Below are 21,492 nucleotides of genomic sequence, written 5' to 3'. Positions count from 1 at the left end.
GCTGAATTCACGAAACAAGTGCAACACCTGCTAAGGTGTTGCCGCGATGGGACAAAGTTACGATCAGTTGAGCCTGCGGGAGCGGGTAAAGATAGAGCTGTGGCACCGGGAAGGGCGCTCGCTGCGCTGGATCGGACGGCAACTGGGTCGTTCGGCTGCCACGATCAGCCGCGAGTTGCGGCGCAATGCCAGGCCGACCAAGCAGTGGTGCGGCAGCTATGACGGGGAACGGGCGCACGGACTGGCCCTCCGGCGCCGGCGCTGGGATGCCCGCTACAAGCTGGCACGCCAGCCGGCGCTGCGCGACATGGTCAGGCAACGCCTTGCGATGGGACAGTCACCCGAACAGATCGCCGGCCGGCTGGCGCGCGAGCACGGTGGCACGCTCATCAGCCATGAGTCCATCTACCGCTTCGTTTATCACCGCTCGGCGCAAAAGGATTACTGGCACCGCCTACTGCCGCGCGCCAAGAACCGCAGGGGCCGCCTGGGCCTGCGCGGCGGCTCGTCCGTCAGCTTCATCAAGCTGCGCCGCCCGCTGGCCCAACGTCCCGCCGAGGCCGACGACAGGGCCACGCCGGGCCACTGGGAGGCCGACCTCATGGCCTTTTCCCGCTATGGCCAGTATGTGCTGGTCACCCATGAGCGCAGCTCGCGCATCCTCACCATCGATCGGCTGTCGCGAAAGACCGCGCGCGCCGTCGTCCAGGCCCTGGTTCAGCGCTTCGGTCCGCTGCCCCGCCTGTTGCGCCGGTCGCTCACCTTCGACAATGGCACGGAATTCGCCTTGCATTTCGAACTCACGGACAGGCTCGGCCTCGCCACCTTCTTCTGCGATCCGCACGCCCCCTGGCAGAAGGGTGGCATCGAGAATGCCATCGGCCGCATGCGCAAGATCTTGCCGCGCAAGTCGGATCTGGCAACCATCGATCAAGGCCAAATCCGACAGTTGGTCGAGCACTACAACAATACCCCGCGCAAATGCCTTGCCTTCAGGACGCCGAATGAGGTCTTCTCGGAACTCCTCAACCGTGTTGCACTTCAAACGTGAACCCACCTCCCCGTCTTCACAGGGATGACACCTGAGCTTGGGGCAAGCACCCTGCCTCACCCTTAATCGCCGGAAGACGCCCTGCCCCTCCCCTCGTCTTCGCCGGGCCCAGACCCGGCGATCCATGGACGGTTGCGGCGAGGAGACATGCCGCATGGATACGCGGGTCAAGCCCGCGCATGACGAACCGAGGGGTTGCGGCAGAGAGGCTACCCACTCTGTCATGCTTGTACCGGCGCGCCCACAAGCCCTGTCATGCCCGGCCCGACCGGGCATCCAGCAACCGCCCACTCCGGAGATTTAGCCACATATTCAGGTGTCTACTGGATCCCCGTCTTCACGGGGATGACACCTGGGTTTTGAGGCAAGCACCCTGCCTCACCCTCGACCGTCGGAGGGCACCCTGTCTCTCCCCTCGTCTTCGCCGGGCCCAGACCCGGCGATCCATGGAGGGTTGCCGCGAGGAGACATGCCGCATGGATACGCGGGTCAAGCCCGCGTATGACGAACCGAGGGGTTACGGCAGAGAGGCGACCGCACGCTCTCATGCCTGCACCGACGTGCCCACAACTCTGTCATGCCCACGAAGGTGGGCATCCAGTAGCCACTGACGTGAGAGATTCAGCCACCAACGCACGTGTTTCCGGATCCCCCTCTTCACGGGGATGCCACCTCGACATACGCAAGCGGTCTCCTGGAGGTTCCAACGCCGTGCCGGCGGCCGAACGAACGCCAGATCAGGCCTTGAACGGCGCCTTCGCCGTCAGGCTGGAACAGGGGTTCTGACCGATGAAGATCACCGGCTGCCTGGCGGGAATTTCAGGTGCAAAGAGCGGATGCTGATGCACCGGACCCGGCCGCAGCTTGCTCAGCAGGCTTGAAGCATTGTTCATCACCATGCGCTCCTCCGGCGCCGTCGCCGCCGTGCGCAGGAGCTTTTGCAGCACCTCGATGGCTTCCCTGGTCTGCTTGAGCTCGGCGAGCGATCTTGCAAGGCCATAGCTTGCCACCTTCAGCGAGCCGTCGATCGCCAGCGCCTCGCGAAAGGCCTCAACCGCCTTGTCGTGCCGTCCAAGCTTCTGATGCGCCTGGCCAAGGCGGATCCAGGCCTTGCGGTTCCTGGGCGACAGCGCCAGCAGGGACTCAAAGACCTTTGCAGCGCCCCGTTCGTCTTCCTTGGCGCCGAGCAACTGGCCCAGCCCGTAGAGCGCGCCGACATGGTTCGGCTGCGTGGCGATGATCTGCCGATAGGCCACCTCGGCGTCCTTCAGCTTGCGTTCCTTGTGATATTCCGTCGCCTGCTTGAAGACGGTGGCAATGCTCTGCTCGGCAAGCTTGCCGCCGAGGTTCAGGCCATTGCGCGTCGAGAACACCAGGCACTCGATGTGCCGCTCGCTGCTGCCGAAAGAATATTTGTAAGGCTCGTTGCCGCGCAGGAAGTCATAGCGCTTGTAGCCATTCTCGATCGCATGGCGGATCGCATGGGCATGCAGCACGAGCCCGGCGGAGAAATCGTTGAACTCCTGATCGCGCCCGCCGACCAGGAACAGCATTTCCTTCCTCACCCGGTCGGTGAAGATGCCGAGCACGCCAAGTGGCCGGTCGCCCTGCCACAACAGCGGCATGAACAGGGTTCCCGCCTCGAAGCCCTTGGTCAGCATGAACTTGTTGCTTCTCAGTATCGCTTGCAGGCGGGTGCCCTTGCGATGCCCCCATTGCAGCTTCCAGAAGCCGTTCAGAATTTCGGTGTCGCGCTCGATCGTCTCGGCGTTTGCGTGGGTGATGCGGAATTCCTCGTTGCCCTCCACCTTGCGCAGCAGGCGGCGCAGCTTCTGGCGCATGTTGGAACTGAGCTTCTCGGCCAGGAAGTCGTCGAAGCTGTCGGCAAGGTCGACATAGGGGCAGATGAGATTGTTGACGTTGTCGGTCTTGTTGACGCGCTGGAAATTCTGCCGGCGGAAGGTCTTCTTCGAGAAGCCGTCGACGAAGAGGCTCTTCCGCCTGTCCGAGATGCGCAGGTAATCGAGCTTGAGATACGCCCAGCGCTGCTGGCGCAGATAGGTGGCGAAGGCCGGTATCGCCTTGTCCTCATGCTCCGGCAGGCAGAGAAAGCCGGTATAGTCGGCCGCGTAGTTGCCGGCCATCGCATAGCCGTTCGAGAATTGCCCGCTCTTGGAATTGCGCCGCAGGGCGAAGCGCAGCGGGAAGAATGCGACCGGCTCCGACGCCCCGTCGGGTGTCGCGACAAGGATCTGCCAATTGTCGTCCGTTCGCTTCAGATATCCTTCAAGCCACGACCAGGACAGATAGAAATGACTCTCCGGGTCACGTTCGTAGATATCCGTCCAGACAGCTTCAAGCTTCTGGAGCTCCTCCATTTTGTCGATGAGGCTGATACGCATGACAATGCCTCCCAAAGCGTTCCAGGCACACTCGGACCAACAGAAATTACTTCCAGTTCCCGTTATTGTTTTGATTTTTGCAGAATAAGGCCGGCAAAATTAATGCGCAAGATTATCTCTTTAATCGACGGTTAACTTTACGGAACAAGGTGAAGGCGACCAATCGCGAACGAAAAAAGGGGCCGGCCTTTCGGCCGCGCCCCTTTTTTTCGGGATCGCTATGGTTCGATCAGACTGAAGAGTTCAGCCGTTCAATGCGCCGTGACGAGGCCGCCCGTTCTGCCGACACTGACGCTGCCGTGATCGAGGCTACGATAGCAGCGCTGGATCTCGGCCAGCTCATACCAGTTCCCGTCAGCAGAGTGGATCACCGCATAGTCGACGAGTTCCTGCGGCAATTCCCTGATCGTGAAATTGACGGCATCGCTGAAGCGGCCGGAGAAGCGATGCAGCCTTCCACCATACCGTTCCAGGATGTCCTTCGGAGCGCCAAGAACCAACACGTCCGACGCGATGCGCAAATCCTGCTCCCTCATGGCTACTCCCCTGTCATTATCAGCTTGAAGCCACCGGCAATATCTCGGGTTGTGGATCTGCCGCGGGAAAGCGAGAGCGTTTCCCGCAGCGCTTGCTGGATCAGGTTGCATTCGGCAAACATACATCCGAATGCTGATAATTTTTATTTTCCAGAACCTTGAAAGACAATTACCTGCACAGTGCTTAAGGTTTTGTTTTAACACTTGCAGCCGCGGCACATCTCGCCGGGGTAAGTTCTTCCCGATCGAGAAGCGGGCGCTCAGCCGCCCGCCGGCTTGTCAGGCTTCGCATGCAGATTGGCACCGTTCGAGCGACGTTCCGTCTTCTGCGCCTGCCCGGCCGCCTGCATGCCGGTGAGGGCCGCCTGGCCGAGGATTTCGGAAAGCTTCTCTGCTTCCGCCGCGAAATCGCTCAGCGTACTGGTCGCCCAATCCTGATGGAGCTTGGCCAACTCATTGGCGCTCTTGCAGCGGACCATTGAGCGCTGCAGATCCAGATCCGCATGGAGCCGACGGTTCGCGAAGTCCGCGATCTCTTCCTGCCAGTCCAGGCAGGCGTCGAGGCACTTCTGGCCGGTTTCCATCATCGTGTCGGCAAAAGGACCGGCAAACGGATTGCCCAGCGGTCCGTCGAGGGACATGTTGAGCGGCTTGAACGGCGCACCGAATGGAAGCCCGGCAAAGTTGAACGGCTCGAAGCCGCCCGCCTTGGCGTTGCGTGGATTCTGCCCGCGCATATGACGCGATCTCCCCTTTTGGGTCGAGCAGGCGGATAAACGCCATCGGCCACGCCCTCCAAGCGTGTCGGCATTCCCGCATTCTTACTCGACGAACCTTGGCTGCCGGTTTTCCGGCTATTGATACGCGTTGCTAATTAAGGAGGCGGCGTGGCAAATTTATGGTCAATGCCGGCTTTTATGGCGAATGCCAAAATATTTTTGTTGAACCGACGTTGCATTTACTCCAGCCTCATCGGCAAATAACTGAAATCATGAGAAGAATAACTTTGCCCCAATTGACCCCAGCAGCATCCGCAGAAACCCTGCGCAAGAGTGACGCAGAGGCCCTTCGCCACTTTTCTGCCACACCTCGTTTGCAGCGGGCCGAGGGGCGGGCGGAAGTCGGCTTCAAGGCGGCGGGCGAGCGGACCGTGCTCGCCGACCTTTTCCAGTCCGGTTGCTGCAAGGTTCGTCTGCCGCGCCTGCCGACCAGACATGCCGAAGCGGTGCTGATCAATACATCGGGCGGGCTCACCGACGGCGACCGGATCGAACAGCGGATCGACTGGCAGGCGGGAGCCAATGCCGTCGTGACGACCCAGGCCTGCGAGAGGATCTACCGCTCGCGGGAACGCTCCGCCGAGATCCGCAACAGGCTGTCGCTCGCCGACCGGGCCTTCGGTCTGTGGCTGCCGCAGGAGACGATCCTCTTCGACGGTGGAAGATTGCGGCGCGAGGCGGTCGCGCATCTGGAAGGATCCGCGCGCCTGCTCAGCATCGAGGCGGTCATTGCCGGGCGCTCCGCGATGGGCGAGACGGTCCGCAGCGGCGAGATCCGCGACGGCTGGCGGATCTACCGCGACGGCGAGCTCATCTTCGCCGACTGCACAGGCCTTGAAGGCGACATTGCCGCGAAAATAGGCAGATGGAACAGGCGATCCGGCTGCCGCGCCTTCGCCAGCATCATTTATGCGGGCGAGGACAGCAGCGCGAAATGCGCGGCCATCCGCCCCTTCACGGGCCCCGCCACGAGCGATGCCGCAACCATGTCCGGCTGCACGGATCTCGGTGGCATAATGCTTGCTCGACTGATCGCGCCCGACGGACTGGCGCTGCGCCGCCAACTGGTCAGATGCCTCGCCGCGCTTGCCGGCAGGACCTACCTGCCGCGGGTCTGGTCGACCTGACCGCACCGAGAAAACAAAAACGGGGGAGGCCTGCATGAACCTGACGCCTCGCGAAAAGGACAAGCTCCTTGTCAGCATGGCCGCGATGGTGGCGCGCCGGCGGCTGGAGCGCGGCGTGAAGCTCAACCATCCGGAAGCGATCGCGCTGATCACCGATTTCGTGGTCGAGGGCGCACGCGACGGACGCTCCGTTGCCGAACTCATGGCGGAGGGCGCCAGGGTGATCAGCCGCGAGCAGGTGATGGAAGGCGTGGCCGAGATGATCCACGACGTCCAGGTCGAGGCGACCTTTCCCGACGGCACGAAACTCGTCACGGTCCACGAACCGATCCGTTAGGAGGCGATCATGATCCCGGGGGAAATCATCGCCGCCGAAGGCGAGATCGAGCTTAATGCCGGCCAGCCGACGGTGACGATTGCCGTCGCGAACTCCGGCGACCGGCCGATCCAGGTCGGCAGCCACTATCATTTCTTCGAGACCAACCCCGCGCTGCAATTCGACCGGGACAAGGCGCGCGGCATGCGCCTCGATATCGCGGCGGGCACGGCGGTGCGCTTCGAGCCGGGGCAGACGCGCGAGGTGACGCTGGTGCCGATCCGCGGCGACCGTCACGTCTACGGCTTCAACCAGAAGATCATGGGGAGGCTGGACTGATGCCCGCACGGATTTCCCGCGCCGCCTATGCGGCCATGTACGGGCCGACCACCGGCGACAAGGTGCGGCTTGCCGATACCGAACTCTTCATCGAGGTGGAGCGCGATCTCACTACCTATGGCGAGGAAGTGAAGTTCGGCGGCGGCAAGGTCATCCGCGACGGCATGGGCCAGGGCCAGAGCGCGCGTTTCGAGGGCGCGGTGGATACGGTCATCACCAATGCGCTGATCGTCGACCATACGGGCATCTACAAGGCCGATGTCGGCCTGCGCGACGGGCGGATCGCGGCCATCGGCAAGGCCGGCAATCCCGACACCCAGCCCGGCGTCACCATCGTCGTCGGGCCCGGAACCGAAGCGATCGCCGGCGAAGGCAAGATCCTCACGGCCGGCGGCATCGACAGCCACATTCATTTCATTTGCCCGCAACAGATCGACGAGGCGCTCTACTCGGGCGTGACCACCATGCTTGGCGGCGGCACGGGCCCGGCCACCGGCACCAACGCCACGACCTGCACGCCCGGTCCCTGGCACATTGCCCGCATGCTGGAGGCGGCCGAAGCCTTTCCCATGAACCTCGCCTTCGCCGGCAAGGGCAATGCCTCGCTGCCCAAGGCGCTGATCGAGCAGGTGGAAGCGGGCGCCTGCGCCCTCAAGCTGCACGAGGACTGGGGCACGACGCCGGCGGCGATCGACTGCTGCCTGTCGGTTGCCGACGATATGGACGTGCAGGTGATGATCCACACCGACACGCTGAACGAGTCGGGCTTCGTGGAACACACCACCGCCGCCTTCAAGGGCCGCACGATCCACGCCTTCCACACGGAAGGCGCCGGCGGCGGCCACGCGCCGGACATCATCAAGGTCTGCGGCGAGGCGAACGTCCTGCCCTCCTCCACCAACCCGACGCGCCCCTACACGGTCAATACGGTGGACGAGCATCTCGACATGCTGATGGTCTGCCACCATCTCGATCCGTCGATCCCGGAAGACATCGCCTTTGCCGAAAGCCGCATCCGCAAGGAGACGATCGCCGCCGAGGATATCCTGCATGACATGGGCGCCTTCTCGATCATCGCGTCAGACAGCCAGGCGATGGGCCGGGTCGGCGAAGTGCTGATCCGCACCTGGCAGACAGCCGACAAGATGAAACGCCAGCGCGGGCGTCTGGGCGAGGAAACCGGCGAAAACGACAATTTCCGCGTCCGCCGCTACATCGCCAAATACACGATCAATCCGGCGATCGCGCATGGCATGTCGAAACATATCGGCTCGGTCGAAGTGGGAAAACTGGCGGACCTTGTACTGTGGTCGCCGGCCTTCTTCGGCGTGAAACCGGATCTGGTGCTGAAGATGGGCTCTATCGCCGCAGCCCCCATGGGCGATCCAAATGCCTCGATCCCCACGCCGCAACCCGTCCACTACCGGCCGATGTTCGCCTCCTTCGGCAAATCGCTCATGCGCAGCCGCGCGACCTTCGTGTCCGAAGCCGCGCTTCTTGCCGGGATCGTCGACCGCCTGGGTCTGGAAAGCGAAGTGCTGGCGGTGGAGAACACGCGCGGGATCGGCAAGCGCGACATGGTGCTGAACGACGCGATGCCGAAGATCGAGGTCGACCCGGAAACCTACGAAGTGCGCGCCGACGGCGAATTGCTGACCTGCGAACCGGCAAAGGTGCTGCCGATGGCGCAGCGCTATTTCCTGTTTTGAGGGCTGCGCAAGATGAGAGCCTGTGACGTCCGCAGCGCCGGCAATTGGCACGGCAGTCCGGCCGACACGATCACGCTGGACGAGACGGCGCGGCACCGCCGCCGCATCATGTTGACGAGCGACAGCGGCATCGAGTTCCTGCTGGATCTTGCCGAGGCCGTGCTGCTGCGCCACGGCGACGGGCTGGTGCTGGACGACGGACGGGTGATCGAGGTTCGCGCAGCGCCTGAAGAACTGCTGGAAGTGCGCGGCACGTCGGCGGAGCATCTGCTGCGGCTCGCCTGGCATCTCGGCAACCGGCATCTGGCCGCGCAGATCGAGAAGGAACGCATCCTGATCCGCCGCGACCATGTGATCGCCGACATGCTGGCAAGGCTCGGGGCGACGGTCGCCGAAGTGGTCGAACCGTTCACCCCGGAAGGCGGCGCCTATGGCGGTCATCATCATGACCATGGGCACAATCACGGGCATGGGCATCATCACGGGCACGACCATGACCACTGAGGCAGGCGGCGCGCTCTACCGGCTCATGACCTGGCTGTCGCCGTCCTATCCGGTGGGCGCCTTCGCCTACAGCCAGGGGCTCGAAGGTGCGGTGACGCTCGGCCACGTGCACGACCGGCACTCGGCCGGTGAGTTCATTTCCGAAAGCCTCGATTGCGGCGCCCTGTGGAGCGATGCGGTGATCCTGGCCGCAAGCCACAAGGCGGCGGCAGCGCAGGATTGGCCGGCACTGAAGGAAATCAACGGCTTCGCCCGCGCCTTCCTGCTGACGGCGGAACTGAAACTCGAAAGCCTGTCGCTTGGCCGCGCCTTTCTCGATACCACCGCCGAGGCCTGGCCGACATCTATGCTCCACCGGCTGCGGCAAGGCGTCCTAGGGGAGATCGCCTACCCGGTCGCGGTCGCAAGCGCGGCGGCCGGCCATGGCATCGCTTTGACGCAGACGCTGGAAGCCTGTCTTCATGCAGGCGTGGCCAATCTCGTGTCGGCGGCGATCCGCCTGGTACCGCTCGGACAGAGCGAGGGCCAGTCGATCATCGCCGGGCTTGAAGGCAAGATCCGCGCGGTCGCGGAGCGGGCGATGACAACGGAAATCGAGGATCTGGCGACGGCGTCCTTCGCCGCCGAAATATCCTCCATGCTGCATGAAACCCAGACGACGAGGCTTTTTCGCTCATGACATCTTCGCATGGCCCCTTGCGCGTCGGCATCGGCGGCCCGGTCGGTTCCGGCAAGACGACCCTGACCCGCCGCCTTTGCGAGGCGATGCGCGAGCGCTACTCGATCGGCGTCGTCACCAACGATATCTATACGCGGGAGGATGCCCTGCAGCTCGTCCGCCTGCAGGCGCTTGCCGAAGACCGCATCGTCGGCGTGGAAACCGGCGGCTGCCCGCATACGGCAATCCGCGAGGACGCGTCGATCAACCTTGCCGCCATCGCCGACCTGACAAGGCGTCATCCGGATCTCGACATCGTCTTCATCGAGTCCGGCGGCGACAATCTCGCCGCGACCTTTTCGCCGGAACTGGCCGACCTGACGATCTACGTGATCAGTGTCTGCCAGGGCGAGGACATTCCCCGCAAAGGCGGGCCGGCGATCACCCGCTCCGATCTTCTCATCATCAACAAGGCGGACCTGGCGCCCTATGTCGGCGCGAACCTGGCCGTGATGGAAGAAGATGCGAGGCGGATGCGAGGCAAGGGAGCCTTCCTTTTCACCGACCTGATGCGGGGCGAGGGAGTGACCGAGATCGTTTCCTTCCTTGAGCGCGAGGGCGGTCTTGCCGCATCCGCGAAGACCGCCTGACGCGGCCGTCTGATTACTTATTATGCAAAATATAGATTGCCTTATAATTGATCAACTGACGGACCGACTGCCTTTTTGCACTGCATAATATCCAGCCGTCGCCGGGACGAGTTGACAATGATCCGGCGTCCTTCCGCGACAGCCAATGTATTGAATTCCGGGCATCATTCCTTGCCAGCTCTTACGCGTCGTCAGGTTGGCCCGGTCCTTGCTCAGTTCTCCGGGTCTGGAGCGAATTCCGGTCGCTCGGGTGCGACCGCCTGATCGGAAAGCGCTCCGCTGCTGCAAAAAACCTTCCGGAGGACGTTATGGCTGGCTGCATCAGGAATTTGGCTGCGACCGTTTTCGGCGCCGCCCTCACCGCAAGCGTGATGGCGGGCGCCGCGCGAGCGGAAGAAACCATCAAGGTAGGCATTCTCCATTCCCTGTCGGGAACGATGGCGATTTCCGAAACGACGCTCAAGGACGTCATGCTGATGCTCATCGAGGAGCAGAACAAGAAAGGCGGCGTCCTTGGCAAGAAACTGGAGGCCGTGGTCGTCGACCCGGCATCCGACTGGCCGCTGTTTGCCGAAAAGGCGCGCGAGCTGATCGAGAAGGACAAGGTGGCCGCCGTGTTCGGCTGCTGGACCTCGGTGTCGCGCAAGTCCGTGCTGCCGGTCTTCGAGGAACTGAACGGCCTGCTCTTCTATCCCGTGCAATATGAGGGCGAGGAAAGCCAGCGCAATGTCTTCTACACGGGCGCGGCTCCGAACCAGCAGGCGATCCCCGCCGTCGACTACCTGATGAACGACGAAGGCGTGGAGCGCTGGGTGCTCGCGGGCACCGACTACGTCTATCCGCGCACGACCAACAAGATCCTCGAGGCCTACCTCAAGTCCAAGGGCGTGGCGGAAGAGGACATCATGATCAACTACACGCCGTTCGGTCATTCCGACTGGCAGACGATCGTCGCCGATATCAGCAAGTTCGGCTCCGCCGGCAAGAAGACCGCCGTCGTCTCCACCATCAACGGCGACGCCAACGTGCCCTTCTACAAGGAACTGGGCAACCAGGGCATCAAGGCGGAAGACATTCCCGTCGTCGCCTTCTCGGTCGGCGAGGAAGAGCTGGCCGGCCTCGACACCGCGCCGCTGGTCGGACATCTGGCTGCCTGGAACTACTTCCAGTCCGTCGATACCCCGGAAAACGAGGAATTCATCGCCGGCTGGAAGGGCTTCATCGGCGACGAGAAGCGCGTGACCAACGACCCGATGGAAGCTCACTATATCGGCTTCAACATGTGGGTTAAGGCGGTTGAAAAGGCCGGCACCACCGATCCGGATGCGGTGATCGACTCCATCGTCGGCGTTTCCGTGCCGAACCTGTCTGGCGGCTATTCGACCATGATGCCGAACCACCACATCACCAAGCCGGTGCTGATCGGCGAGATCCAGGAAGACGGCCAGTTCGAGACCGTCTGGGAAACGCCCGGCCTCGTGGTTGGCGACGAGTGGTCCGACTACCTGGAGGATTCCAAGAGCCTGATCGCCGACTGGCGCGCGCCGATGTCCTGCGGAAACTTCAACACCGCGACTGGCAAGTGCGGGGGCAAGGGGGTGAACTGACGCCATCCCCCTTCGCCATTGTCGCCCATCCGGGCGGACGACCTGACCCGTCCGCCCGGAATTCACAAACCCCGCTACGGAATCAGATCCGAGGCATTCATGCGCTTGTTCGGCAAGATCGCCGTCGCCCTCCTCGTCGTCTTCTCGGCCCTCGCCCCGGCGCTGGCTGCCGATGACAGCCTGCGCGACATCGTTTCCGGCTTCGCCGATGCGCGCAACTTCTCCCAGACGGAGAAGATCGTCACGCAACTCGGCAAGACCGGCGATCCGGCGGTCGTCCCCCTGCTGGAAGCGCTTGGCGAGGGCGACCTGCGGGTGCGCAAGGAAGACCGCGCCGTCTTCATCGCGAAAGGCAAGGGCACGGTAACCCTGCTCGACCCGCTGACGCGCGAAGCGGTGGGCAGCGCCACCGAACGCGAACTCACCAAGATCAAGGTCAACAACAGCCTGCGTCGGTCGATCCGCGACACGGTCGGCGGCCTGGCGCTGATGGCCGCCGCCCCCGAGAAGCGCAAGGCAGCCGCCAGCACGCTCTTCGCCAATCCCGATCCGGCCGCGCTCGACGCGATCGAAACCGCCATGGCCGCGGAAAAGGACCCTGCCGTCGCCGAAAGCATGGCCGCGGCACGCGCGGCGGCAATCGTCTATTCCGATCGCCCGGATATCGAGAAATCCGCCGCGATCGAGATCATCGCCGGTATCGGCAGCCGTGACGCGCTGGCCCTGCTCTCCTCTCTCGAAGCGCGTTCGCAGGGCGAGTTGAAGGAACAGGCGGCCGCCGCGATAGCCCGCGCCAACCGTACGCTCGCCTTCTGGGAAATGGGCCAGAACGTCTGGTACGGCATCTCGCTCGGCTCCGTGCTGCTGCTGGCAGCGATCGGGCTTGCCATCACCTTCGGCGTGATGGGGGTCATCAACATGGCGCATGGCGAGATGGTGATGATCGGCGCCTATGTGACCTTCGTGGTGCAGGAGCTGATCCGCACATCCGCTCCCGGGCTTTTCGATTGGTCGCTGGCGATCGCCCTGCCGCTCGCCTTTCTGACGGCAGGCGCGGCCGGCTTCGCGATCGAACGCGGCGTGATCCGCTTTCTCTATGGTAGGCCGCTGGAAACGCTGCTCGCCACCTGGGGCATCTCGCTGATCCTCCAGCAGGCGGTGCGCACGATCTTCGGCCCCACGAACCGGGAGGTCGGCACGCCGTCCTGGATGTCGGGCGCCTTCGAGATCGGCCAGATCACCATTACCTGGAACCGCCTCTCCATCGTCATCTTCGCCCTTGCGGTGTTCTTCATTCTGCTCTGGGCGCTGAACCGCACATCCTTCGGCCTCCAGATGCGCGCCGTGACCCAGAACCGCCGCATGGCCGCCTCCATGGGCATCCGCACGCCGATGGTCGACGCGATGACCTTCGCGCTTGGATCGGGCATCGCCGGGATCGCCGGCGTGGCGCTCAGCCAGATCGACAACGTCTCTCCCAATCTGGGGCAGGGCTACATCATCGATTCCTTCATGGTGGTGGTGTTCGGCGGCGTCGGAAACCTCTGGGGCACACTGGTCGGCGCCCTGACGCTCGGCATCGCCAACAAGTTCCTGGAGCCCTATGCCGGCGCCGTGCTCGGCAAGATCCTCGTCCTCGTCTTCATCATCCTCTTCATCCAGAAGCGGCCACGCGGGCTCTTCGCACTCAAGGGCAGGGCCGTCGAAGCATGATCTCCCGCTACCTCTTCGAAAACGGCCTGAGCCCCCGCATCCTTGCGCTGGTCGCCGTGATCCTTGCCGCGGCGATCATTCTGCCGGCGCTCAATCTGGCACTGCCGGAAAGCCATCCGCTGCACGTGCCGACCTATATGATCTCGCTGATCGGCAAGTATCTCACCTATGCCCTGCTGGCCCTGTCGCTCGACCTCGTCTGGGGCTTTTGCGGCATCCTGTCGCTCGGCCACGGCGCCTTCTTCGCGCTCGGCGGCTATGCGATGGGCATGTACCTGATGCGCCAGATCGGCCCGCGCGGCGTCTACGGCAACCCCCTGCTGCCGGACTTCATGGTGTTCCTCAACTGGAAGGAACTGCCCTGGTACTGGTCCGGCTTCGACCAGTTCTGGTTCGCCGCCCTGATGATCGTCGCCGTTCCGGGAGCGCTTGCCTTCGTCTTCGGCTGGTTCGCCTTCCGAAGTCGCGTCACCGGCGTCTATCTTTCCATCATCACGCAGGCCATGACCTTTGCGCTGATGCTGGCCTTTTTCCGCAACGACATGGGCTTTGGCGGCAACAACGGCCTGACCGATTTCAAGGACATCCTCGGCTTCGACATCCAGGCCGATACGACCCGTGCCGGCCTGCTTGCCGCGAGCGCCGTCGCGCTGGCCCTTGGCGTCATCGTCACCGCCCGCATCACCGGCTCTTCCTTCGGCAAGCTGCTCATCGCCGTGCGCGATGCCGAAAGCCGGACCCGCTTCCTTGGCTATCGCCCTGAAATGGTGAAGCTCTTCGCCTTCACCACCTCGGCCGTCATGGCCGGCGTGGCGGGCGCGCTCTACGTGCCGCAGGTCGGCATCATCAATCCGGGAGAATTCGCTCCGGCAAATTCCATCGAGGTCGTGGTCTGGACGGCGATCGGCGGGCGCGGAACGATCATCGGGCCGATCGTCGGCGCCCTGCTCGTCAACGCCGGCAAGAGCTGGTTCACCGGCGCGCTGCCCGAACTCTGGCTCTTTGCTCTCGGCGGCCTTTTCGTCCTCGTCACGCTGTTCCTGCCGAAGGGCATCGTCGGCACGCTGCAGGAGATCGCGGCTTCGGCGAGCGAAAGGCGCAAGGCGCGAAAGGCCGACGCGGAAGCCGTGGACGGCGAACAGGCAAGCCCGGTCGGAGCGGAGTGACACCATGACGAACAGGGCCGACACCATCCTCTATCTCGACGGCGTTTCGGTCGCCTTCGACGGTTTCAAGGCCATCAACAATCTCTCGCTGGTGCTGAAGAAGGGCGAGATGCGGGCGATCATCGGTCCGAACGGCGCCGGCAAGACGACCATGATGGACATCGTGACGGGCAAGACCCGCCCCGACGACGGCAGCGTCTATTTCGACGGCACGGTGGACCTGACGACCCATGACGAGGCGGAAATCGCCATCCTCGGCATCGGGCGGAAATTCCAGAAGCCGACGGTCTTCGAAAGCCTGACGGTGGAGGACAACCTGGCCCTTGCCCTTTCCGGCAGCCGGCGGGTCTTCGACAAGCTTTTCCGCAAGGCCGGCACCGAGAAGGACCGCCGTATCCGCGAGATCCTGGAAACCATCCGCCTGACCCATCGCCGCGACTGGCTTGCGGCACGGCTGAGCCACGGCCAGAAACAGTGGCTGGAAATCGGCATGCTGCTTGGACAGGACCCGAAGCTGTTGCTGGTCGACGAGCCGGTCGCCGGCATGACGGATGCCGAGACGGAGGAAACCGCCCGCCTGCTGCGGGAAATCTCGGCGTCCCACTCCGTTATCGTCGTCGAGCACGACATGCATTTCGTCCGCGAGCTCGGCGTCAAGGTGACCTGCCTGCACGAAGGCTCCGTGCTTTCGGAAGGCAGTCTCGACCATGTCTCCTCCGACCCGCGGGTCGTCGAAGTCTATCTGGGAAGGTGACCATGCTGACGGTCGAGGATGCCACGCTGCACTATGGGGCCGCCCGCGCGCTGAAAGGCGTATCGGTCACCGCCGAAACGGCGAAGATCACCTGCATCCTCGGTCGGAACGGCGTCGGCAAGACGAGCCTGCTGCGCTCCATCGTTGGCCATCACGCGCTCTCCGGCGGTCGCATATCCTTCGAGGGCCAGGCGATCGACCGCAAGCCTGCCTATGACCGGGCACGGCTCGGCATCGCCTTCGTGCCTCAGGGCCGCGAAATCTTTCCGCTGCTCAGCGTCGAGGAAAACCTGAAGACGGGATTTGCCGTGCTCAAAGGCAAGGCCCGCAGCATTCCCGCCATGATCTTCGAGCTGTTTCCGGTGCTGCGCGACATGATGCACCGGCGCGGCGGCGACCTTTCCGGCGGCCAGCAGCAACAGCTTGCCATCGGCCGCGCGCTGGTTACCCGGCCGAAGCTGCTCGTGCTCGACGAGCCGACGGAAGGCATCCAGCCCTCCATCATCAAGGATATCGGCCGGGCGATCCGCTACCTGCGCGACGAACACGGCATCGGCATCCTGCTGGTGGAGCAGTATCTCGACTTCTGCCGGGAGCTTGCCGACGAGGTCTACGTCATGGATCGCGGCGAGGTGGTACATTCCGGCGAGGCGGCGACGCTCGACCTGCCGGACGTGCGCCGCTACCTCACCGTGTGAATGTTGCACCCGCGTCAGGCCGCCACGCCGCCCCAGACGGCTTCGGCCGTCTTCACCACGAGTTCCAGCTTGCGGCGCTGGTCGTCGTAGCTGATGACATTGCCCTCCTCGGTGGAGGCGAAGCCGCATTGCGGCGCGATGCCGAGCTGCTGGATGTCGGCGTATTTCGACGCTTCCTCGAACTTGCGCTTCAGGTCGTCCAGATTTTCCAGTTCGCCGGTCTTGGTGGTGATGAAGCCCGGCATGACGCGCTGACGCCCCTTGGCGAGCAGGCGCAGCGGCTCCAGCCCGCCGGCGCGCTCCGTGTCGTATTCCATGAAGAAGATATCGACGCCCGTCTTGTTGAACACCGCATCGGCCGCCGGGTCGTAGGCCCCTTCCGCCGCGTAGGTGGAGCGGAAGTTGCCGCGACACATGTGCATGCCGATCACCATGTCGTCCGGCCGGTCCTTGATCGCCTCATGCATCATCCAGGCATAGCGGTCGATCAGCCAGTCGGGATCCAGTCCTTCCTCCTGCTTGGCCGCGCGATGCTTGGGATCGCAGAGATAGGCGAAGAAGATGTCGTCCATCTGCAGGTAGCGGCAGCCGGCATCGTAGAAGGCCTGCACCGCCTTCTTGTAGGTCGCGGCAAGGTCGGCGAACAGGACGTCGAGATCCTTGTATTCCGCCGGCGCGATATCGGCGGGGGCGGTGCGGAAGTGGCAGCAGCTCGGCCCGGGGATCGAGATCTTGGGCGTGACATTGGTCACCGAGGCGAGAAATCGGAAATGCTCGAGATGCGGGTGGTCGTCCGGGAAGTCCAGCTTGCCCTTGATGGTCGGGAAAACGGGCCGCAGCTTCATCCCCTGAAACTGCACGCCCTCGTCCCGCTCCTCCATCTCGAAGCCGGTCAGCGCGCCCATGAAGTCATAGTGCCACCAGGAGCGGCGATATTCGCCGTCGGTCACCGCAAGCAGGCCGACTTCCTCCTGCATCCTGACTGCCTCGCGGATCGCCTCGTCCTCGACCGCCTTCAGTTCCTCGGCAGCGATGCTTTTTTCGTTGAAGTATTTGGCACGCGCCTCCTTCACCTTTTCCGGGCGCAGGAGACTGCCGACATGACCGGCGCGAAACGGCGGCTTGGCGATACTCATGTTCATTCCTCCCCTGAAGCGTTCTTGCGATTCTCCCCATGATCCCCCCGACCGCTTGCCGCCCGCAAGCGAAAGGAAGGCCGATTCCTCGAAATCGGCTATAGTGGCGGCGGCGGACCAGACAACCGCAGCCAAGCAAGACCCGGCCGGACGCAGAACAAAGAGGGGCGCCAGCCGGGTTAGAGGGAGGAAAAATATGAGAAGATTTGCCTATCTGCTGGCGGCAACGGCTGCCGGCCTCCTTATCTCGGCCAATGCCTTCGCACAGGAGGTGACGCTGAGGCTGCACCAGATGCTGCCGCCGCAGGCGACCCTGCCGGCGAAAGGGCTGGAGCCCTGGGCACGCAAGGTGGAGCAGGAATCCGGCGGCCGCATCAAGGTCGAGCACTATCCCTCCATGCAGCTCGGCGGCAAGCCGCCCTCCCTCTACGACCAGGCGAAGGACGGCGTGGTGGACCTGATCTGGACGGTGATCGGCTACACGCCGGGCCGCTTCCCGACCACGGAAGCCTTCGAGCTGCCGTTCATGGTGACCACCGGCGAGGCGACATCCAAGGCCTTCCAGGAATATTGCGAAAAGCACTGCGCGGACGAATTCGAAGGCGTGAAGGTGATCGCCTGGCACACGCACGGCCCCGGCCTCATCCATTCGAAGACGCCGGTCAACAAGCTGGAGGACATGCAGGGCCTGAAGCTGCGCGGCGCGACGCGCGTCATCAACCAGATGCTGGAGAAACTCGGCGCCACGGCCATCGGAATGCCGGTGCCCGCCGTTCCGGAAGCCCTTTCCAAGGGCGTGATCGACGGCGCCACCATTCCCTGGGAAGTGACGGTGCCGCTGAAGATCCCGGAACTCGTCCACAACCACACCGGCTTTGCCGGCGAGAACGGCCTCTATACGGCGACCTTCGTCTTCGCCATGAACCAGGCAGCCTACGACCGCCTGCCCGACGACCTGAAGAAGGTGATCGACGACAATTCCGGCGTCGAGACGGCGGGCCTGCTCGGCAAGGCGATGGACGAAGGCGACACGGTGGGCCTCGCCATCGCCGAAAAGGCCGACAACACGATCATCACCCTGGACGAGACCGAGACCGCCCGCTGGGTGGACACGGCAACGCCCCTGATCGATGCCTGGGAAGCGGAAATGTCCGCCAAGGGCGCCGACGGCAAGGCTCTGGTCGAGGAAGCGCGCTCGCTGATCCGGAAATACAGCGGCGGCTCCTGAAAACGACACACCGGAGCAGGGCGACAGCCCTGCTCCGGTCAGCATCCATTCCTGGTAAAACGCCCCGAATTGCTCCGCTCAGCTTTCGGTCGCCGTATCCACGACTTCGAAGTCGTGGGTGAGCGTGGCCGTCTTCGCCATCATCGCGGAGGCGGAGCAATATTTCTCGATGGAGAGGTTCACCGCGCGCTCGACCTTGGCCGGTGACAGGTTGCGGCCCTTGACGATGAAATGCATGTGGATGCGGGTGAAGACCTTCGGCTCCTGCTCGGCGCGATCCGCGTCCAGCTCGACCACGCAGTCCTCGACGTCCTCGCGCCCCTTTTCCAGGATGTGCACGACGTCATAGGCCGAACAGCCGCCGGTGCCGATCAGCACCAGTTCCATCGGGCTCGGGCCGGGCGTGCGCCCTTCCGGTCCGGACGTCGTGCCGAGCACGATCTTGTGCCCGCTGCCGGACTCGCCGACGAAGGTGCGATCCTCGACCCATTTCACGCGCGCTTTCATGAACCTCTTCCTCTTTGACCGGGGGAGCCATCCAATAGCGCAGCGGGTGGCGCTTGGCACGCGCGATTGTGCGCCGTTCGAGGGCTCAGCAAGCGGAGCGACCTTTCAGGAGAACCAGATAATGGCGCAGGGAGAGAGCTATACCGTCAACTCGCCCAGAGTATGTGCCAAACCCAACCGACTTGCACCAGCGAGCCTCAGCAAATCCTCGATTCCGTAGCCTCTCGTTCAACCTGCTGGCAGCACTACCGAATGCGGGCGAGACATCGCCCCCAAGTGTGAACCGACAAGCCATTCGCCCAGCCGGCCAATTTGTCTTTCCACATAAGACAATCCGTATACAATGTCATTTTTAAACACAAAACACATAAAAAATAGTAAAATTTCTATCTTTTGCAAATTGCAGACACAAACTCAAATAAGTCTTAGAGTGCGAGATAAATAATAATTCATATAATTTGGAAAATTAATGTATACTATTTTCATAATTATGGAATTAGTTACGCAATCGACAAAGACATAATCGTCTAAGACGAGCGCGATGAGATAATTCCTAAGAGGGAGTATTTGTCATGACGACTTCGGGAATGGCGCCAGGTCCGCCAGAAGCAACCGAGCTGGAGCGACGCGTTCTGGCCCACGAGCGTATTCTTCAATCGTTGATCGCTTACATGTCAAAAGCCGAGCCACGCTTCATAGATCACCTGCGGGAGCGGTTCGTCGCCCCCATGAAGATGGCCCGCCGCGAGCACGATTACAGAGACGTGGATGATTATGCTGAGGAGTTCATCCGCGCGATCATGCTGATCGGAGAGCCAAGCAAACCTGCCGGTTCGGACGAGCGACCGCACCACCCATCTAAAAAGACACCGATCGCGGCTCACGAACAACCGTTCCGCCCCACATTGCCGCACGACAGGATTCAGATGAAGGAGACAGGCAGCATATGGCACGTCACGGTGGATGGCGCATTTTGGGGAGATTTTCACAATAAGGAGCAGGCGCTTGCGGCTATGGCGCTGGCGAAGCTTTCTCTTCGCTGAGGAGCGAGTCGCTACAGCCTCCGAGGAATCCTTAGTGCGGAAGCTGCGTTAGGTTCATGGACGCGTCCGGAAAGCGGATCGATCGAGGGAAATCCATGGCCGATCAAGACTTCGCCGACATGCCGCACGAGATTGCGGACCGTGTCACAAGACCGTTGGCGCGGTTCCTGAAGATCGAGTCGGCGGCAGGAGCGCTGTTGTTCCTTACTGCACTCTCGGCGTTGATCCTGGCGAACTCCGCCTGGTCGGCAGCCTTCCTGACGTTCTGGGAGACGCCGATCGGCCTTCAGTTCGGGACGCTGGACTTTACCCGCTCGTTGCGACACTGGATCAACGATGGGTTGATGACCTTCTTTTTCTTCGTGATCTCGCTGGAACTCAAGCGGGAGCTTGTTCTGGGCGAATTGCGGCAGCTGCGAAAGGCTGCGCTTCCATTTGCCGCCGCCCTGGGTGGCATGTTTGTTCCGGTGTCAATCTACCTTTCTCTACTCGCCGGCCGTCCCGGAATGCACGGATGGGGAACCGTTATGGCCACCGACACGGCGTTCGTGATCGGCTGCCTCGCGCTCTTCGGCTCCCGCATCCCGCCAACGCTGCGCCTGTTCTTGTTGTCACTGGCTATCTTCGACGACGTGGGGGCGATCATGGTGGTGGCCGTTGGGTACGGGGGAGCAATAGACTGGCCCGCGCTCGCGCTTGGGTTGCTTGGGCTTGCCTTCGTGGCAGGCGCTTCCCTCCTCGGAATCAGAAGCATTCCGATCTATTTCCTATTGGGCGGGGTCATTTGGTTGTGCTTCGACGCTTCCGGCATTCATGCCACCGTCGCCGGCGTTATCCTGGGACTGATGACCCCGACCCGCGTATGGATCAGCGACGCGCGTCTGCGGATTATCCTCGGGCGTGTGCTTGCCTACCCGGCAGGGGAGCGCTGGAGCGGAGACACCGCGGATCGCCGCGATCTCCGGCAAGCCGGCAGAGCAGTGGCGGAATCGCTTTCTCCAGTGGAACGGCTGGAGATGATGCTGCACCCATGGGTAGGGTTCGCGATCATGCCCATCTTCGCTCTGGCCAACGCCGGAGTCACGATCACCGCAGCCGACCTGGGCCAGCCGGTCTCTCTCGCGATTTTTGCGGGTTTGGTGCTGGGTAAGCCGATGGGTGTTCTTGGCTTCAGCTGGCTCGCGGTGAGGCTCGGCCTGGCTGCCCGGGGGACCGGCCTGAGTTGGCCCTTCCTGACCGCTGGCGCCTTCCTGACCGGCATCGGCTTCACCATGTCGCTGTTCATCGCAGGCCTGGCCTACGCCCCCGCAATGCTCAACGCCGCCAAGCTTAGCATATTGGCTGGTTCAGTATGTTCTGCGGCAATCGGTCTCTCGGTGCTCGTCTGGCTGACCCGTGCCCCACCAGACCATAACGAAGCTCATTGGTAAGGGCGGCCACTTCTTCATCGCCAGCCTTCATCATGCCGCAGACACTGCTGCTTCATGTGTTGGCGTGAAAGAGGAAATCCAGAGCGTTTCCAGGACTGGCCAGGAGACGCTTTCGCGAAGCCACCGGACTATCGTGAAT

At 62.8% G+C, this 21,492-nt stretch carries 21 protein-coding genes; 16 read left to right on the top strand and 5 right to left on the bottom strand.

The window, feature by feature from the left end; all coding sequences use genetic code 11:
• Positions 1-46 precede the first annotated feature (46 nt).
• Complete coding sequence (locus tag H2509_RS08030; protein ID WP_182162602.1) at positions 47-1,051, top strand: IS30 family transposase; 1,005 nt, start codon at positions 47-49, stop codon at positions 1,049-1,051.
• A gap of 737 nt (positions 1,052-1,788) precedes the next feature.
• Here the strand turns inward: H2509_RS08030 and H2509_RS08025 are convergent.
• The 3 genes from H2509_RS08025 to H2509_RS08015 form a co-directional block, all read right to left on the bottom strand.
• Positions 1,789-3,453 carry a GNAT family N-acetyltransferase gene (locus tag H2509_RS08025; protein WP_182164116.1) on the bottom strand — a complete coding sequence of 555 codons (1,665 nt, stop codon included), beginning with the start codon at positions 3,451-3,453 and terminating at the stop codon, positions 1,789-1,791.
• Between the two features lie 251 nt (positions 3,454-3,704).
• Positions 3,705-3,989, bottom strand: a complete 285-nt coding sequence (locus tag H2509_RS08020) for a hypothetical protein (protein WP_182164114.1) — start codon at positions 3,987-3,989, stop codon at positions 3,705-3,707.
• A 260-nt stretch (positions 3,990-4,249) separates the two neighbouring features.
• The gene (locus H2509_RS08015; RefSeq protein ID WP_182164112.1) at positions 4,250-4,726 is read right to left on the bottom strand and encodes a phasin family protein; all 477 of its coding nucleotides are present in this window, start codon (positions 4,724-4,726) and stop codon (positions 4,250-4,252) included.
• Positions 4,727-5,082: 356 nt separating this feature from the next.
• Between H2509_RS08015 and H2509_RS08010 the strand changes: the two genes are divergently transcribed.
• The 12 genes from H2509_RS08010 to urtE all read left to right on the top strand — a co-directional run bounded on the left by H2509_RS08010 (position 5,083) and on the right by urtE (position 16,009).
• Positions 5,083-5,895, top strand: coding sequence for an urease accessory protein UreD (locus tag H2509_RS08010; protein ID WP_182164110.1), 813 nt, complete (start codon positions 5,083-5,085; stop codon positions 5,893-5,895).
• A gap of 34 nt (positions 5,896-5,929) precedes the next feature.
• Positions 5,930-6,232, top strand: coding sequence for an urease subunit gamma (locus tag H2509_RS08005; protein ID WP_182164108.1), 303 nt, complete (start codon positions 5,930-5,932; stop codon positions 6,230-6,232).
• Between the two features lie 9 nt (positions 6,233-6,241).
• Entirely contained in the window at positions 6,242-6,550 is a 309-nt protein-coding gene (locus tag H2509_RS08000) for an urease subunit beta (RefSeq protein WP_182164106.1), read from the top strand.
• Complete coding sequence (gene ureC, locus H2509_RS07995; protein WP_182164104.1) at positions 6,550-8,259, top strand: urease subunit alpha; 1,710 nt, start codon at positions 6,550-6,552, stop codon at positions 8,257-8,259. Before H2509_RS08000 ends, ureC begins: the two co-directional genes overlap by 1 nt.
• Before the next feature lie 12 nt (positions 8,260-8,271).
• Positions 8,272-8,763 (top strand): urease accessory protein UreE, encoded by a 492-nt coding sequence (locus H2509_RS07990; RefSeq protein WP_182164102.1) that lies wholly within the window; start codon positions 8,272-8,274, stop codon positions 8,761-8,763.
• Positions 8,705-9,442 carry an urease accessory protein UreF gene (locus tag H2509_RS07985; protein ID WP_209001866.1) on the top strand — a complete coding sequence of 246 codons (738 nt, stop codon included), beginning with the start codon at positions 8,705-8,707 and terminating at the stop codon, positions 9,440-9,442. The genes H2509_RS07990 and H2509_RS07985 overlap by 59 nt, the downstream gene beginning before the upstream one ends.
• Entirely contained in the window at positions 9,439-10,071 is a 633-nt protein-coding gene (ureG, locus tag H2509_RS07980; protein WP_182164100.1) for an urease accessory protein UreG, read from the top strand. The genes H2509_RS07985 and ureG overlap by 4 nt, the downstream gene beginning before the upstream one ends.
• 371 nt (positions 10,072-10,442) lie before the next feature.
• Entirely contained in the window at positions 10,443-11,678 is a 1,236-nt protein-coding gene (urtA, locus tag H2509_RS07975) for an urea ABC transporter substrate-binding protein (RefSeq protein WP_182164137.1), read from the top strand.
• 99 nt (positions 11,679-11,777) lie between these two features.
• On the top strand, positions 11,778-13,391 hold the full coding sequence (gene urtB, locus H2509_RS07970; protein WP_182164098.1) for an urea ABC transporter permease subunit UrtB: 1,614 nt from the start codon (positions 11,778-11,780) through the stop codon (positions 13,389-13,391).
• Complete coding sequence (gene urtC, locus H2509_RS07965) at positions 13,388-14,557, top strand: urea ABC transporter permease subunit UrtC (RefSeq protein WP_182164096.1); 1,170 nt, start codon at positions 13,388-13,390, stop codon at positions 14,555-14,557. The genes urtB and urtC overlap by 4 nt, the downstream gene beginning before the upstream one ends.
• A gap of 4 nt (positions 14,558-14,561) precedes the next feature.
• Positions 14,562-15,311, top strand: coding sequence for an urea ABC transporter ATP-binding protein UrtD (urtD, locus tag H2509_RS07960; protein ID WP_182164094.1), 750 nt, complete (start codon positions 14,562-14,564; stop codon positions 15,309-15,311).
• 2 nt (positions 15,312-15,313) lie between these two features.
• Positions 15,314-16,009, top strand: coding sequence for an urea ABC transporter ATP-binding subunit UrtE (urtE, locus tag H2509_RS07955; RefSeq protein WP_182164092.1), 696 nt, complete (start codon positions 15,314-15,316; stop codon positions 16,007-16,009).
• Between the two features lie 14 nt (positions 16,010-16,023).
• Here urtE and H2509_RS07950 read toward each other — a convergent pair whose 3' ends face one another.
• Complete coding sequence (locus H2509_RS07950) at positions 16,024-17,145, bottom strand: 5-methyltetrahydropteroyltriglutamate--homocysteine S-methyltransferase (protein WP_182164090.1); 1,122 nt, start codon at positions 17,143-17,145, stop codon at positions 16,024-16,026.
• Between the two features lie 196 nt (positions 17,146-17,341).
• Between H2509_RS07950 and H2509_RS07945 the strand changes: the two genes are divergently transcribed.
• The gene (locus H2509_RS07945) at positions 17,342-18,373 is read left to right on the top strand and encodes a TRAP transporter substrate-binding protein (RefSeq protein ID WP_182164088.1); all 1,032 of its coding nucleotides are present in this window, start codon (positions 17,342-17,344) and stop codon (positions 18,371-18,373) included.
• A gap of 78 nt (positions 18,374-18,451) precedes the next feature.
• Here H2509_RS07945 and H2509_RS07940 read toward each other — a convergent pair whose 3' ends face one another.
• The gene (locus tag H2509_RS07940) at positions 18,452-18,880 is read right to left on the bottom strand and encodes an OsmC family protein (RefSeq protein ID WP_182164086.1); all 429 of its coding nucleotides are present in this window, start codon (positions 18,878-18,880) and stop codon (positions 18,452-18,454) included.
• A gap of 572 nt (positions 18,881-19,452) precedes the next feature.
• Here H2509_RS07940 and H2509_RS07935 point away from each other — a divergent pair.
• Together H2509_RS07935 and nhaA are read left to right on the top strand one after the other, a co-directional pair.
• On the top strand, positions 19,453-19,923 hold the full coding sequence (locus H2509_RS07935) for a hypothetical protein (protein ID WP_182164084.1): 471 nt from the start codon (positions 19,453-19,455) through the stop codon (positions 19,921-19,923).
• Between the two features lie 95 nt (positions 19,924-20,018).
• On the top strand, positions 20,019-21,353 hold the full coding sequence (gene nhaA / locus H2509_RS07930; RefSeq protein ID WP_182164082.1) for a Na+/H+ antiporter NhaA: 1,335 nt from the start codon (positions 20,019-20,021) through the stop codon (positions 21,351-21,353).
• The last annotated feature ends 139 nt before the right edge of the window (positions 21,354-21,492 follow it).

Origin of the sequence: Stappia albiluteola, from assembly GCF_014050225.1 — a bacterium.
GTDB lineage: Bacteria > Pseudomonadota > Alphaproteobacteria > Rhizobiales > Stappiaceae > Hongsoonwoonella > Hongsoonwoonella albiluteola.
This window is presented reverse-complemented; position numbering and strand designations above follow the sequence as displayed.